We start from the raw sequence: 13,971 nt of genomic DNA on the forward strand, positions 1-13,971 counted from the left end.
GTGACGACCGTCGGGCCCTTCCGTGTGCGGCGATCCGCCAGTCCTACAGGGTCATGGACCGCAGCCACTCGGCCAGATGCAGGGCCGTGGGCCGGTCCTGCGGCCGCCTGGTGAGTACGTGGCGCAGGACCTCCTCCAGCTGCGGCCACTGGGGGATGTGACCGAGGGGTGGCCAGCGCTGCGCGAGGACTTGCCGCAGCACCTTCGCGGTGAACTTCCCGGGGTCGACTCCGAGCTGGGCGTAGTCCAGCGGCCAGGTGCCTGTGGCCGCCCACCACAGTCCGGCAGCGAGGGCGTACACCTCGGCCGGAGGGTCGGTGACGACCGGCCGGACCGATGACTCCGCGCGGCTCATCAGCTCCGGTGACATCAGGTGCACCAGCCCGCCCAGGTAGGTGTGAGGCGGCGCCAGAGTCGGGCTCGATGTCCATGTGCAGCCGATGAGCCGGACGGCTCCGGTCGTGTGCACCGTGTGGTGGGGCTGAAGGTCGCCGTGCACCCATCCCGCCGCGTGCAGGGCGCCGACGGCGGCGCACATGTCCACCGCGGCCGCCAGGGCGGCGGCCCGGTCGGCGTCGCGCTGTTCCCGCACCGCCTCGAATCGGCTCCAGGTGGAGGGCCCTTCGAGCCACGGCGTGATGAGCCATGCCGCGCCCTCGGCCCGACCGGCCTTCGCTCGGCCTCCGTACGACAGGGCGGGTACCTGGGAGTGGGCCCGCTGGAGGACGGTCGCCTCGCGCGCCACGGTGGCCACGCTCTCGCCTGTGCCGACCTTCAGGGCCCATAACCCGCGCGGGCCGGTCACGCGCCAGACGGCCGTGTCTCGGTGGTCTGCCATGAGCTCCCAGGCGGCCGGTTCTCCGGCCACGGCCTCGGCGTCAGCCCGGCCGAACTGCGGGCTCGCTCCCACGCGTTGCCCTGGAAGGCTGACGGTCTGTGCTCTCTCGTCCAACACGGCTGGCCTCTCTCGGTGCCGCGGTGATCGCGGTCAGGTCGTCGGGGGAGGCGGACGGCCAGGGCTCCGGCAGCCGGGGTGCGGCTACCGAAGCCCGGCGGCGGTCCGCCTAGATGGAGTTGGCGACGGCTACGGCGGCCAGGAGCCACATGACGCTGACCCAGGTGCACAGGCAGCGGACCAGCACGGGGTGATCGCGGCGCAGGTTTCGCAGCGCGGCGATGCCCGTGCTGCCCTGCGAGCGCGCCCGGAAGCCGAAGACCCCGATGGTCACGACCGAGACCTGCACCGGACGGTGGTCGTCGCCGTCCAGGACCATGTCCATGAGCGTCCGGGGCTCGTAGTCCTTGCGCGAGGCGCGGTTCGCGCGGATGCGCCGCAGGTGAGGGAAGTCAGGCATACGGGTTCGCTCTCTCGGTTGTTCGTCGGGTCGGAACGGCGGACGGATTCCGCCGGTGCTGACCGCCCGACGGTCCGGGCGCGAAGCAGCCGGACCGCCGGGCGGGGTCTAGGCCGCTGTGCTCAGCGCCGCGAGATCGTTCAGGTCCACGGGGGTGCAGCCGGTCAGGGCAACGAGGTCCCGGGCGGCGAGCGTCCAGCAGATCGCGGGGTCCTCGTCCGCTACCTCGGTGAGTTCCTTGTCGGCGGGGGCCGGGATACGGCGGAGGGTGCGCGGGTCGTAGACGATCCCGGCCACGCCCCAGGGCTCCGCCCGTTCCACCAGGGCGGCGGTGTGGCCCTTGCGCAGGTGCGGGCAGGCGTCGACGGACTCGACGGCGCACGGCAGGCACACCGGAGGGGTGTCGGTCACCTCCCCGTCGCGGATCGGGTGGCCCTCGACGGCGCGAGCAATGAAGAGGTGCCGGTGGCCCCAGCGGCGGAAGTCGTCGTTGAAAGTGGAGTTGCCGCAGACCATGCACAGCATGTGCGACATCGCCTGTCGCTGGCGGAGAGGGTGGATGGCGGCCAGGTCGGGCTTCCCTCGTCCGCGCAGTGCCGGCCATCGGACCCAGAGGTTGCTGTTCCTGCGGTCGGCGTGGCTGAGTTCGTCGGTGTAGCCGATGCCTTCCCGGCCGTCCGGCCGCACCTTCTTGGTGATCTCGTACGGGAGCGGGGTCTCCGCGCTCCACGGCGCGATGAAGGGGACGTGCAGCCCGGTCTTCAGATAGAACTGGCGGGGCGGTGTCATGCGACGTCCTTTATGGTCCCGGTCTCGGTGAGTCGTTCCAGTAGGTCGTTGGTGACGCCAGCTGTTCGTCGCAGGTAGCCCAGCGCCGCGCGGTAGTCCGCCGGCAGTTCTTCGGCGGTCAGCGTCTGCGCTCGGTCGATGAGGTCAGCCACCTGGTCGTCCTCGTTCTCCGCAGCGACCGCGATGTTGACGAGTCGCCGGAGGTCGCCCCGCAGGCGTTCATCGAGCTCCGCGAACTCGTCCTCGCGGGGAGCCTGGTTGCTGAGCACGTCGCCGACGTCGTCGAGGATCGCGTCCAACGGCCGCAATCCGCGGAGCCCGCTGACAACCCGCGCGAGTCCCTCGGCGTCCAGGGGCGGCGTCCACGATGTGCTCGGCGGCGCCGGCCGGGATGCGGCGGTCATGTTCACTGCTGGTCTCCTGCCGGAATCGCTGCCCAGACCCGCAGGCCGTTCCCCGGCGTCGGTTCAGCACCCCACCGGGCGGCGAGCAGCTGCACGAGAAGCAGGCCACGGCCGCCCTCCGACAGATCGGCGGGCGCCGCCAGGTACGCGGCAAGGGGAGCCTCCGGGCGGGGGCCGCTGTCTCGTACGGCGATCCGGATCTCCTCGGGGTGCCGCTCGACCTCAAGCCGGATGCGCACGGACTTCGTGTGCTCCACCGCGTTCGTCGCGATCTCGGATACCACCTGGACCGCCGAGTCGATGCCCTCCTCGGACACCTTCCAGTCCGTCAGGTCCGCGCGGACCTGGCGGCGGGCGAGCGCGGCCGTACGGCGGTCACGGTCGAAGACGTACGCCCGGCTCTCCGGGACGGCGGCCGCGGTCGGGGTGAGTGGCGGCGTCACAGAATGCCTCCGGGGGTCGACTGCTGTGGGGGGAGCCCCGCGGTGCGCCCGCGGAAGGCGGGATACGTCAGGCTCAGAGCCCTCCGCAGGTCCGAGACCGGCAGCGGGCAGCCGTTCGGCAGCTGGGGAACGGGGAGCCACGATCCGGCGTCGAGCGTCCAGACGTCTGCGCCCCAGACGCCTCCGCGTCCGGGCTCGGTCAGGAAGTACATGCGGCCGCACTCCGGGGCGTCGATGACCGCCGGTTCCTGCTCGAAGACGAACAGGACGTCGATGGTGTGGCGGACGGCCACGCCCAGGGCCTGGGGCATCACAACTGCATCCCAGGCGAGGCCGGCGGGAAGTTGGAGCTCGCTGGGCCGGACGGCGCTCGTAGCGGTGGGGGCGGTCACTGGGTTCGTCCCATGCACTTGGAGTGTGCGCGGACGTCCCATGAGATCGGGCTGGAGTCGTCCGGGGAGACGGTGACGGCGCGACCGTCGGGATAGAGCCGCCCGCCGGGGATGCCGCACCGGATGCAGAGCGCTCCCTGGAGCTTGCGTAAGACCTCCGTGCTCACGGGGATCTCGAATCGCCGGTCGCCGGTCGCGTCGGGCGTCCCGGTCGTGAGCGCCGGTTCCTGGTGCCGCACTTCGTCGTTACGCATCCGAGGGCTTCCTCCCCGGCTCGGTCTGCCGCGCAGTGCTCGGGACTGTCCGCCCAAGGAACGCGACCGGCCGGACTTCGTGATCACCAGCCGTTATGAGCCCGTCACCCTAGGATGTACCTCAGAAGATTCTCTCTGCAACTTCCCTGAGAAGATTCACGGAAGTTTCTGGCGGGCGGAGGGTCGCATGGGCACACCGATTACGCCGCGGCCACGCGGTACGGCAGGATGGGGCCGTGTTGGCAGGCGGAGACTGAGGGGAGGTGCGGAGATGGCGGCTCAGGGACCGATGGTCAAACGACGCAAGATCGGCCGCGAGCTCCAGACGCTTCGTGAAACTTCTGGACTGACGATCGAAGAGGCAGGAGCAGCGATCGGCCGCTCCGATTCGACGATCAGTCGCATCGAGAACGGCAAGCGAGACGTCCAGCTGATCGAACTCAAGGGCCTGTTGGAGGCATACGAGGCCCCCGCCGAGACTCGGGAAGCCCTGATCAATCTGCTGAGCGCCACGCCCGAAGAGACGTGGTGGACCGTTTTCGACCTCCCGCCCAACCTCGATACCTATGTCGGCTTGGAGGCTGAGGCGGACACTCTCCGCGTCTACGTCCTTGGCGCCGTCCACAGCCTCCTCCGCACCGAGGAATACGCCCGTGCGGTTCTTCGCGGCACCAGCCCCTCGGCGCCGGCCGGAGAGATCGAGGATCTGCTCAAGTTCCATATGCAGCGCCAGCAGGTCCTCAAGCGCGATTCCGGGGCCTTGGACCTCATCGTCGTACTCGACGAGGCGTGTCTGTGGCGCCAGGTCGGCGGACTCGACTGCCAGCGCGAGCAGCTGAAGCACCTGATCCAGCTGGCGGAGGAGATGCCCAACGTCGTCGTGCAGGTCCTCCCGTACAGCAAGGGTGCCCACACCGCGGTCACCGGCGCCTTCACCATCCTCGACTTCCCCGACCCCACGGAGCCCGCTGTGGTCTACGTGGACAGCCCCGCCGGGAACTTGTACCTCCAGAAGGCCAAGGACACCCGTCGATTCGACCAGTCCCACAGCCGCCTGCGCGGCATGGCGCTCGATGAGCATGAGTCGGTGCGGTTCATGCAGACCGTGCTGAAGGAGATCAAATGACCACGACCCCTGACCTCACCAACGCGCGGTGGCGGAAGGCTCTCCGTTCCGAGAGCGCGCAAGGATGCGTTGAGGTTGCCTTCCTGCCCGGCGGCCTGGTCGCGGTACGCGACAGCAAGGACCCGCTGAAGGCCGCGCACATCTACTCGGTGGCTGCATGGACTGCGTTCCTGGACCACCTCCGCGGGCTGGTGCCGGCGGAGGACTCGCGGATCGTGGTCACCATCACCGACGACTCCGTGTTGCTGAGCGATCGTCAAGCGCAGGCGCCGGAGCACTCCTACACGCACCGCGAGTGGCTTTTCTTCCTTGATGGCGTGCTGAAGAGGGAGCCGCAGCTCTGCGCAGCCGCCTGACCGAACGTCAGTGGCCCGGCAGGAGGAATCTCCTGCCGGGCCACTGACGTTTCCGGACGTCGCCGACACTCCCGTCGCCTTGATAGACGGGTGCCGCGGAAGAAAACGCACAGGCCACGTGTCTGTACCCAGTGGTAGAAAGCAGACAGTGGCGTGGGATAGATCGCGCCACTCTGGGCGCCGTCGTTCCCAACTGGGCGCGGTTGCCCGGTTGTTCGGTGCACGCGGGGAGTGATACAGCATGTCGTCGTTGGTGAACACCTGGGTCCGCTTGTCCACAGATCGCCTCGTCCGGGCAGACCGCATCGTCGCGGTTGACCTGTGGGGTCCACCAAACGGCGAGAAGCAGACCGAGGTCGTGGCCGACGAGCCCGCGCGGATCATGCTTCAGATCGACGGTGACGAAGAGGAGCCGTGGCGTGAGGCCGCGACGGTCAACGCGGAGCGCGGCGGTGAGCTCATCACCTACCTGCTGTCCCTGCTGAACAGCCCGAATCCGGACGGGAGCAAGGTGCGGTACGTGTACGGGCTGCACCGGGGCGAGGAGCTCTACCGGTGGATGCACGGCACGACGATCCCCGTCGTGCCGGACGGGCGGGTGAGGCCCCTGCACGAGGTGCACGATCCCAATCCCGGCCTGTCCGTGGGGCTGGTGCCCAGCCGCCGGTGACCTTGGATGAGAACGCAGGATGCCCCCGCTTCGGCGGGGGCATCCTGGTCTTCGGGCCTGCGGGGCTTCAGTCCTGTCCGGCAAGGCCGGCAGCCGCGGCCTCCTGGCGGACGTAGTCCGCGGCTCCGTCCAGGCTGACCCACTGGGGTGCGGCCGCCGGGACGGCGCCCTGGTGGCTCGCGTGGACGGCATCGTGATCGCGAAGCATCACGGCCGACCGCTGAGCTTCCGCGATCCCCTTCTCGTCGTCCGGGAACAGGATCAGGTGGCGCTGGTCGACCGCCGCCCGCCGCAGCAGGTACTCGCGTTCCTGGCCGGGCGTGGTGGTGCCGGCCAGGTCGCTCAGGCGCAGGGCGTCGGCCAGCCGACGGATCTCCGTGGTCTCGCTCATCAGGTTCCACAGTTCATCGGTCATCGCGGTGCCCCCTTCCTCACGGCGCGGAGGGTGATCCAGGTGGTGACGAGGGCGGCGGCGACGCCGATCGCGCGGTGAGCCGCCTGGTCGAGCTCGAAGGCGGCGGAACCAGGACCGGAGTCCTCGGCCCGCGCGTTGCCCTCCTCGTCGACTTTGCGTACGACGGTGCAGTGCTCGACGTAGCCGCTCTTCCCGGCCTTGGCGGCGAGCCACAGCAAGGGCTGGCGTTTGTCGATGACCAGGTGGGTGAAGGCGTTGATCCCCGCGCCCGTGAGAAGGGCACCGGCCGGGACGCGGTAGCCCAGGGTCCTGGTGACGGCGATGGTTCCGGCGAGCTGGCCGGCGGTGTATCCGGCGACGTGCCGGGCCGCGCTGATCCATCCCAGCCGGGTGGCGGTCATGGTGCGCTGTCCGGCGCGGTCGTCGGTCTCCTCGCCTACGGGGGTTCCGTCCCGGTAGACCAGGTGGTCGCCGTGCGCGCCCTTGTTTACCGCGTCCCTGTTCGCCTGTGCCCACTGATCGAAAAGTGGGTGCAGGCCGTCCCAGGTGGCGAGCAGGGCGCCGGCCAGCGCCAGGCCGTGCACGGCGGTTGAGCGGTCGGTCATGATGGTGGGGCTCCTCGTTTCGTGATGCGGATCGGGAGTCCCCGGGGCGGCCGCCATGCTGCCGAGCCGTCGGCGGCCCCGGGGTGTCACACGCCGAGCGGGTTCCGTTCGTGGTCCTTGCCCTGCCGGGAGGCGGTCACGGTGTTGGTGCCGACCGGGCCCGACCAGCCGCACCGGCAGCGGGCCAGGATCTTGCCCGGCTCGTCGCTGTCGAAGACTCCGGTTTCGTGCTCGCGCTGCGGCTCCGGAGGGCGGGGCGGCTCTCCTCCGTTGGCGTAGAGGGCCGCTCGGTCGGTGCTGTGGGTGACCCATCGGCGCCAGTCGGCGGTGTCGCCGTCGACGATGCGCTGGTGCCGTTCGGCGACGGTGGTGTGGTGCTGACGCAGCTCGTCGCCGAGTTCGCGAAAGGTCAGCCGGGCTTTGCCGCTGGGTCCCGATTCCCGGGCGTAGAGCAGCAGTTCCTCCTTCAGGGCGGTCAGCCGCATCTCCAGCTGCCGCACGCCCCGCGTGTACGCCTGGAGCAGCTCCTTGCCGATCTCCTCTCCGCTCTGGATCGCTTCGAGCGCGGCGATTGCGGTCTCGGCCTCGTCGGCGATCGTCCAGGAGGAAGGACCACCCTTGAAGGCCAGGACGTACGAGGTGGTGCCGTCGGGCCAGTGGATGGTGGGGCCGGCAATGGCGTCCGGCTCCATCAGCACGGTCTCGGGGGTCATCGTCTCGGGGTCCAGGGAGACCTTCCTGATCTCCCACTGGTCCCCCTGGTAGCTGGCGCTGTACGTGGTCACGGGGTATCCCTCCGCCATCTGTCGGGGTTTCCCGACAGAGTGACTATGTAGGGGAATCCCGACAGGCGTCAAGTGGCCCAGCTCAGTGGCGCCGCGAAGCTACCCCGCTCAATGCGAAAACCCCCGACCAGAGGGGTCGGGGGTCGCCGCACGAAGGGCCCGGCTACTGAGTGGCGCCGGGCGGGCTCATCGCCTCCAGGCGTGCGCGGACCTTCCGGGACAGGCCGCTGTCCTCGCCTGTGACGGCGGCGAGCATCGTCAGCAGCTCCCTCCCGATCGTCAGGCTCTCCTGGGGGTCCGGGATGCTCGCCCAGATGTGGACGGCGCGCTGCACCGAGCCTTGCGTGGCCTTGTGGCCGCTTCCCCAGAGCTGGGCCTGGAGCCCGGCGGTGTGCAGGCACCAGCGGACGGCCACACCCGGCTGCCCTTGCAGGTAGGCGAGGTGACCCCGCAGTTCACGGAGGTTGATGGTGTAGGCGTGCTGCTGCCCGTACCGCGCGGTGAACTCCTGGTCGAGCTGTTCCGCGTCGACCGCCGCGGCGGCGATCCGGGCGAGATCGTCCGTGGCGTTGAACGTGGCCATGATGGCGTTGATCCGCTCCCGGTACTCCGCGGGCGGGCCACTCTGCTCGTCGCCGGCGGCGCCCCCCTGGCGCTCGGCGTCTACCTCGGGCCGCACTGCGGACGGCTCACCGGAGTGGGGCCGCTGGTGCTCCGCCGGAGGCTCCTGGGCGGGCTCCTCCTCGTCCTGCGGTCCGGCCTCGGGGGGCGCGTCCTCGGCCGCAGCCGGGGCGGCGTCCCGAGCGTGCGGCACGTGAGCGGTGTCGATCCGCTGCTCGGGCCGCGGCGGCGGCGCGGGAGCCGTCTGCGGCTCCTCGGTCACAGCCGGGGCTGCTTCCCGGCCCTGTGATGCCGGAGCGGCTTCGGCACGCTGATGGTCGGGCTGTCCGGTCTGCCAGAACGTGGGAGTTACGGCGCCCCACGGGGCGAACTGCTGCTGTTGCTGGTGCACGAGGCCGTTCCTTGCGTGGTGGTGCGGGTGCTGTCGGTCGCCGGGACGGGTCAGATGTCTATGCCCTTCTTCCGCATGTACGGCAGGGGGTTGATGTCGGTGCCGTAGTCGGGGCCGGTGCGGACCTCCATGTGGAGGTGCGGACCGGAGACGTTGCCGGTGGCGCCGGACAGGCCGATGACCGTGCCTCCCCGGACGGTGTCGCCCACGGAGACCTTGACCTTGCTCATGTGGGCGTACTGGCTGTACATGCCGTCGGAGTGCCGGATGACGACCTGGTTCCCGTACGCGCCGCCGGGCCCGGCGGCCACGACCTTGCCGGGACCGATGGCGTGGATGGTGGTGCCGACGGACACCTCGAAGTCGATGCCGGTGTGGTAGCCGCTCGACCACATGCCGCCCTGCTGGTGGTAGGGCGTTCCCAGCGGCGCCTTGACCGGCAGGCCCCACCCTCCGGAGACCTCGGGGTCACCGGAGGTGTCCGGCGCGGTCAGGTTGGCCACGTTCGCCATGATGATCTTGACGTAGTCGTAGGTCTGCCCCTCGGCGAACGAGCGGGGCGGCACACCCTTGTACTGCTCGACGCGCCCCCAGCCCGCGTTGTATCCGGCCAGGGCCAGCTCGATCGGCGATCCGTTGTACTCGGGGTGCTTCTTGGCGGTCTTGAGGAGCTTGCACATCATCAGGCCCTGGGACGGGATTGCGTCCTCGGGGTCCCAGACGTCTTTCTTGCCGTCGCCGTTTCCGTCAATTCCTGACGACGCCCAGGTGCCATCTATGAACTGGGCGATTCCCTTGGCGAGGGGCCGCCACTTGACCATCTTTCCGGTCTTCGGGTCTTTCTTGTATTCCCAGGATTGGGCGTTGGGATCGAACCCGGATTCCTGCTTGATCTGAGCGGCCAGCACAGCGGCCGGCAGGCCCGCGTCACAGTCCGCGGCAGCCTTCTCGATCAGTCCGGCGTACTGGGCGGGTACGTAGCCCTTCCCCACGCGGAGAGATCCGGCGCTCAGCTCGAAGTCGCCTCCGCCTCCTCCGCCGTCGTCGTCAGACATCGCGACGAGCATGATGACGCCGAACCCCAGCGCCAGCGGGCTAACCACGAAGGCCGCCACCAGTGCCGCGATCCCCCGTTTGGCCTTCAACCCTTCCCCCTTGCCGTCCTTGTCGCTGCTAGGAGCACCACGCGGGGGCTCGCTCGCCCCGTCGGCGTGTCACCCGTCCGGCGGGCCACCCCCCGGCGACATGAACGTCACACTGCCATACGGCATTTCCGTCCCCAAAGGAAGTAACGCGGATCGCACAGCCGTCACCCTCACGAGGCGCAACAGAACGCCTCAAACTGTCGTTAAAGGTGATGAAAGTGCACAACTACCATGCCACATAAAGGAATTGACACGCAGGCCACATCAGGGGCACCACTGGTGTGTCACCTGCCCGGCATAGACTTCCGGACACGTGTTCACATCAAGTGACCGTTGTAGTGATTACAGTTGCAATGCGGGGGAGCGTTGGCTAAGAAATCGCAACCGGCCGTGACGTTGCCCGTCCAAAGCCGTTTGGTTGTACCGGTATTGGGGGCTGGCGGCGGGAGCGGCCGCTCAACTACTGCGGGCCTTCTGGCCTGTTCCCTGGCTGCGGTGGGGCCCAGCGTCGTGCTGGACACGGCACCGCGCCTCACGTCGCCCTGGCCGTCGTGGCCGGCGGAGCGCGGGACCGGACTGGTGTCCCTGCCTCCAGACCAGCCGTTCACGCGGGAGCAGGTGCACGCGGCGGCGTCCCGCTCGCCGGGACCAGCCGGTACCTGGAACGTGCTCACCGATCACCAGGAGTGGAGCCACGGGCCGCTCGACCTGCCCTCTGATCCAGCTGCCTGGTATCAGCTGGCGGCGGGAGGCGGGTGGCAGGCCGTGGTCGCCGACACCTCCCACCCGATAGCGCACGACATCGTCACCGCGCGCACGAACCGGCTGCCCGGCCTGACCGCGGCCTGGTGTTCCCTGCCCTTCTCGGTGCCGGTGCTGTGCGCACCGACGACCGGGCCGGGAGTGGCCGCCCTCCAGACGGCGGTCAAGGCCGCCTCGGCCGAAGGGCTTCCGCTCCAGCGCATGGTCGTCGCGCTGACCGCGACGGGTGAGGGGCGTCTGCCCCCCGTGGTGAGAGCTGCGGCGACGATGCTCCAGTCCCAGGTGTCCGCCGTGGTCAACGTGCCGTTCGATCCGCACGTCCGCAACCACGGCATGGCCGAGGCGACCCGCCTCTCGCGCCGCACCACGGAGGCCGGGGCCGCCCTGGTCGCGGCCTTGCTGGCCTCGGCGCAGCGCAGTTGGGGCGATCCGCTGCCACCGGCTCCCGTTCCTGCGGCTCTGTCCGCCGCCCCCGCCGACCTCCGTCCTGCTCGACCTGCCCAACCTGCTCCTGAAGGGGTCCTCACATGAGCCAGATGCTCCAGACCATGCACGACGTCGTCACGCTCGCCGCGGATGAGCCTGTCATTCCCGGCTTCAAGCCGTCTTTGCCCGGCACCCTCCAGACCCCGACGGGCAAGGTCCTGGGCTGGACCGCGGGCATCGGCCTCTCCCTCGCCGTACTGGGCGGCCTGACCGGCTGGGCCTGCGTCGCCATCGGCCACAACACGGAGAGGGCCCAGCTCGCTTCGCGCGGCAAGTCGGCCATCCTCTGGTCCGTCATCGCCGCCATCGGCATCGGCGTCACCAGCGGCCTCGTCTGGGGCTTCTACAGCATGACGCAGGGCGGGAAGTGATGGCAGCCTCCTTCGACCGCAAGGCCCGCCGGGCCCGGCTGCGGCTCGCGGCGATCGGCGTCGCAGCCGTCGCCGTCCTGGCCGTGGGCGGGGCCGTCGCCATCACCACCCTGGACGGCGACGACGGCCCGGCCCGATCGGACGGGAAGACGTCGCCGAGCCCATCCGCCAGCACCTCGTCCAAGCCGCCGGCCGGCGGCAAGGAGTTCACCCCGGCCAACGCTCCGCGTATCCCGCTGCTCAAGCCGAAGTCGGACGCCCATGGGATCGGGACCGGGTTCGAGCACTCCTCGCTCGGCGCGACGTCGGCCGCCGTGTCCTACTGGGAGGACCTCGACCTCCTGGACGACGTGATCGCCCGTCAGCAGTGGACTGCCATCGCCGCCAAGGACTCCCCCGGCACCATCGACGCGGGAGTCAGCGAGGTCCGCAAGGTCCGTGAGGGCGTGGGGCTGCCGCCCTCCGGAGGAACACCCGACGGCATCACCTTCAGCACCAACGTGAAAGCCGCCCTCTCGCGCTCGCTCGACGCGTCGGGCGACGTCATCAACGTGTGGATGGTCTACGACCGGTTCGCCACGATCAAGGACAAGGGCGCCGACGACAACCCGCTGCGGGACGAGACCACCAACCTGATCCTCAAGTGGGAAGGCGGCGACTGGAAGGTGACCACCGACCCGACGTATACGGCCAAGGTGAAGTACCCCCATGCGTACGACCCGGCCAGCAGGTACGCGTGGGCGGACGGGTGGCGGGAGGTCACCGATGGCTAGGACTCTCGCGCGCCTCGGAACCCTGCTGGCCGCCCTGCTGATCCTGATGACCTCCGGGACGTCGATAGCCCTCGCCGGCGCCAAGCCCCCGGACCCCTATCCGCCGGAGCTGAGTCACGGCGAGCGGGTCGGCATCAACAAACAGACCGGCGAATACTGCGACCTTGACGACGCCGACCAGAAGAAGCGTCTCAACTGCCGCGCGCCCGAGGACTGCCAGGACTTCCCCGCAGGAATGACGGCCTGCATCGGCGAAGGCTCCAGCGACCCGGAGGACGCCCGCACGTTCGAGCTCAACGAGCTGAAGCGGTGGGAGAAGAAGGCCGACAAGAACGCACCTAATTACGAGAAATACCATGCGTATCTCGTCAAGTGCGTGAAGAAGGACAAAAAGAGCTTCTCTCAGTGCAATGCCGAAGCCGCCGGGAAGTACCCGCCTCCAGCGAAGACACCGCTGGACTGGGTGGCGGGCAAGATCAGCGAGATGGCGGCCAACGCCCTTGAGGAAGCCGCCTCGATGCTCGGCCACTCGGTGGTCTGGCTGCTCAAGCAGTTCGCCGACGCCTTCAATTCCATCTCCACCATCGACCTGTCGAAGACCGGCATCGGCCCCGTACTGGGGGTCAGTACCGGGCTCTCGGTGGTCGTCGCGGCGTTCCTGCTCCTGGTCCAGTTCGGCAAGCTGGCCGTCTCACAGCAGGGCGGTCCGCTGGTCACCGCGGGGGTCGGGCTCGCCAAGTGGGGCGTGATCCTCGGCGTGTACCTCATGGCCACGCAGGTCGCACTCAACTGGTCGGACACCCTGAGCACCGCCCTGATCAATTTCACGTTCGACAGCGGCGGCAGTACCGACGGCGACGCCTCGAAGGCGATGGAGAAACAGCTCGGAACCCTGTTCGCGGGCCTCGTCGGCGGCGGTGGCACCGCAGCGGCGGGCTCCGCGCTGATCACGGGCAGCGGCATCGCGCCGACCGCGGTCGGCTTCGTGATCGTGATCTCGATCCTGTGCATCCTGGCGATCGGCGCCCTGTGGATCGAGATGCTCATCCGCCAGGCCGGAATCATGATCCTGGTCACGATGATGCCGCTGGCCCTGGCCGGCCAGATGTCCGACGCCACCAAGGACTGGTGGCCGAAGGCCCGCAACGCGCTCATCGCGCTGATCCTCATGAAGCCGACGATCGTCATCGTCTTCAGCATCGGCTTCTCCGCGATGTCGGGCGCCGAGGGCGTCCGCAACGTCATCGTCGGCCTGATCATCTTCGTGGTCGCGGCCACCTCCTGGCCGGTCCTGGCGAAGTTCATCGTCATCAGCTCCAACGGTGACGGCAACTCCGCCGCCTCCGGAATGATCAGCAGCGTCGGCAGCTCCGTCAGCAGCATGTTCGGCGGCAACCAGCCCGCCATGAGCGGCGCGGGCACCTCCGGCGGCGGCGCCGCCTACACCAAGGCCCTGGAGGGCGAGAACTCCAGCGCTGCCGACGGTGACGGCGGAGGCGGCGGCCGCGGGTTCTGGTCCAAGGCCGTGATGGGCAGCAAGGGCGGCAGCTTCATGGGCAAGGCCGGCGGCGTGGTCGGCGTCGGCCTCCAGGTCGCGGCCGTGGGCAAGGACATGGCCGAGAGCTCGTTCCAGAACGCGGCGGCCAACGCGGGTCTCGGTCACGCCGCCCAGGGCGGCCGCCACGTGGTGGTCCCGCCCCGCAGCGGCGGGGACGCGCCTGCGGCAGCCACTCCCGCTCAGCCCTCGACGCAGGAGTCCGAGCCTCCCCCGCCGACGCCTTCACCGGCGCCGACGCCCCCCACACCCTCGTCTGAAGGGAGCTGACCC

The 13,971-nt window shown here is 69.4% G+C and carries 19 protein-coding genes; 7 read left to right on the forward strand and 12 right to left on the reverse strand.

Annotation, left to right across the window (positions count from 1 at the left end):
- Positions 1-43: 43 nt before the first annotated feature.
- The 7 genes from IAG42_RS37590 to IAG42_RS37620 all read right to left on the reverse strand — a co-directional run bounded on the left by IAG42_RS37590 (position 44) and on the right by IAG42_RS37620 (position 3,637).
- Complete coding sequence (locus IAG42_RS37590; RefSeq protein WP_188342128.1) at positions 44-838, reverse strand: protein kinase family protein; 795 nt, start codon at positions 836-838, stop codon at positions 44-46.
- Positions 839-1,064: 226 nt separating this feature from the next.
- Positions 1,065-1,355: a hypothetical protein gene (locus IAG42_RS37595; protein WP_188342129.1), complete on the reverse strand. Its 291-nt coding sequence runs from the start codon at positions 1,353-1,355 to the stop codon at positions 1,065-1,067.
- A 108-nt stretch (positions 1,356-1,463) separates the two neighbouring features.
- Positions 1,464-2,144: a hypothetical protein gene (locus tag IAG42_RS37600; protein WP_188342130.1), complete on the reverse strand. Its 681-nt coding sequence runs from the start codon at positions 2,142-2,144 to the stop codon at positions 1,464-1,466.
- On the reverse strand, positions 2,141-2,548 hold the full coding sequence (locus tag IAG42_RS37605) for a DUF6415 family natural product biosynthesis protein (RefSeq protein WP_188342189.1): 408 nt from the start codon (positions 2,546-2,548) through the stop codon (positions 2,141-2,143). Before IAG42_RS37605 ends, IAG42_RS37600 begins: the two co-directional genes overlap by 4 nt.
- 2 nt (positions 2,549-2,550) lie before the next feature.
- Positions 2,551-2,991: an ATP-binding protein gene (locus IAG42_RS37610; RefSeq protein ID WP_188342131.1), complete on the reverse strand. Its 441-nt coding sequence runs from the start codon at positions 2,989-2,991 to the stop codon at positions 2,551-2,553.
- Complete coding sequence (locus IAG42_RS37615; RefSeq protein ID WP_188342132.1) at positions 2,988-3,302, reverse strand: hypothetical protein; 315 nt, start codon at positions 3,300-3,302, stop codon at positions 2,988-2,990. Before IAG42_RS37615 ends, IAG42_RS37610 begins: the two co-directional genes overlap by 4 nt.
- A 77-nt stretch (positions 3,303-3,379) precedes the next feature.
- Entirely contained in the window at positions 3,380-3,637 is a 258-nt protein-coding gene (locus IAG42_RS37620) for a hypothetical protein (RefSeq protein ID WP_188342133.1), read from the reverse strand.
- A 271-nt stretch (positions 3,638-3,908) separates the two neighbouring features.
- Here IAG42_RS37620 and IAG42_RS37625 point away from each other — a divergent pair, with 271 nt between their 5' ends.
- From IAG42_RS37625 to IAG42_RS37635, 3 genes are all read left to right on the forward strand, one after another.
- Positions 3,909-4,763: a helix-turn-helix domain-containing protein gene (locus IAG42_RS37625; RefSeq protein ID WP_188342134.1), complete on the forward strand. Its 855-nt coding sequence runs from the start codon at positions 3,909-3,911 to the stop codon at positions 4,761-4,763.
- Complete coding sequence (locus IAG42_RS38520) at positions 4,760-5,119, forward strand: DUF397 domain-containing protein (protein ID WP_188342135.1); 360 nt, start codon at positions 4,760-4,762, stop codon at positions 5,117-5,119. Before IAG42_RS37625 ends, IAG42_RS38520 begins: the two co-directional genes overlap by 4 nt.
- Positions 5,120-5,360: 241 nt before the next feature.
- A complete protein-coding gene (locus IAG42_RS37635; RefSeq protein ID WP_188342136.1) occupies positions 5,361-5,789 on the forward strand; it encodes a hypothetical protein in 429 nt (142 codons plus the stop codon).
- Between the two features lie 67 nt (positions 5,790-5,856).
- On the opposite strand, the gene IAG42_RS37640 is transcribed toward IAG42_RS37635, so the two are convergent.
- The 5 genes from IAG42_RS37640 to IAG42_RS37660 all read right to left on the reverse strand — a co-directional run bounded on the left by IAG42_RS37640 (position 5,857) and on the right by IAG42_RS37660 (position 9,709).
- Entirely contained in the window at positions 5,857-6,204 is a 348-nt protein-coding gene (locus tag IAG42_RS37640; RefSeq protein WP_188342137.1) for a hypothetical protein, read from the reverse strand.
- Positions 6,201-6,809 (reverse strand): hypothetical protein, encoded by a 609-nt coding sequence (locus IAG42_RS37645; protein WP_188342138.1) that lies wholly within the window; start codon positions 6,807-6,809, stop codon positions 6,201-6,203. Before IAG42_RS37645 ends, IAG42_RS37640 begins: the two co-directional genes overlap by 4 nt.
- Positions 6,810-6,895: 86 nt before the next feature.
- Positions 6,896-7,594 carry a hypothetical protein gene (locus IAG42_RS37650; RefSeq protein ID WP_188342139.1) on the reverse strand — a complete coding sequence of 233 codons (699 nt, stop codon included), beginning with the start codon at positions 7,592-7,594 and terminating at the stop codon, positions 6,896-6,898.
- A 163-nt stretch (positions 7,595-7,757) separates the two neighbouring features.
- Positions 7,758-8,606 (reverse strand): hypothetical protein, encoded by an 849-nt coding sequence (locus tag IAG42_RS37655; protein WP_188342140.1) that lies wholly within the window; start codon positions 8,604-8,606, stop codon positions 7,758-7,760.
- A gap of 50 nt (positions 8,607-8,656) precedes the next feature.
- The gene (locus tag IAG42_RS37660; protein WP_188342190.1) at positions 8,657-9,709 is read right to left on the reverse strand and encodes a peptidoglycan DD-metalloendopeptidase family protein; all 1,053 of its coding nucleotides are present in this window, start codon (positions 9,707-9,709) and stop codon (positions 8,657-8,659) included.
- A gap of 621 nt (positions 9,710-10,330) precedes the next feature.
- Here IAG42_RS37660 and IAG42_RS38275 point away from each other — a divergent pair.
- The 4 genes from IAG42_RS38275 to IAG42_RS37680 are packed head-to-tail and all read left to right on the forward strand — an operon-like array spanning position 10,331 to position 13,968.
- On the forward strand, positions 10,331-11,044 hold the full coding sequence (locus tag IAG42_RS38275; RefSeq protein ID WP_223206521.1) for a hypothetical protein: 714 nt from the start codon (positions 10,331-10,333) through the stop codon (positions 11,042-11,044).
- Positions 11,041-11,370, forward strand: a complete 330-nt coding sequence (locus IAG42_RS37670; RefSeq protein ID WP_188342141.1) for a hypothetical protein — start codon at positions 11,041-11,043, stop codon at positions 11,368-11,370. Before IAG42_RS38275 ends, IAG42_RS37670 begins: the two co-directional genes overlap by 4 nt.
- On the forward strand, positions 11,370-12,143 hold the full coding sequence (locus tag IAG42_RS38280; RefSeq protein WP_223206522.1) for a hypothetical protein: 774 nt from the start codon (positions 11,370-11,372) through the stop codon (positions 12,141-12,143). Before IAG42_RS37670 ends, IAG42_RS38280 begins: the two co-directional genes overlap by 1 nt.
- Entirely contained in the window at positions 12,136-13,968 is a 1,833-nt protein-coding gene (locus IAG42_RS37680) for a hypothetical protein (RefSeq protein WP_188342142.1), read from the forward strand. Before IAG42_RS38280 ends, IAG42_RS37680 begins: the two co-directional genes overlap by 8 nt.
- Positions 13,969-13,971 lie beyond the last annotated feature (3 nt).

The organism is Streptomyces xanthii (assembly GCF_014621695.1).
Classification (GTDB): Bacteria; Actinomycetota; Actinomycetes; order Streptomycetales; family Streptomycetaceae; genus Streptomyces; species Streptomyces xanthii.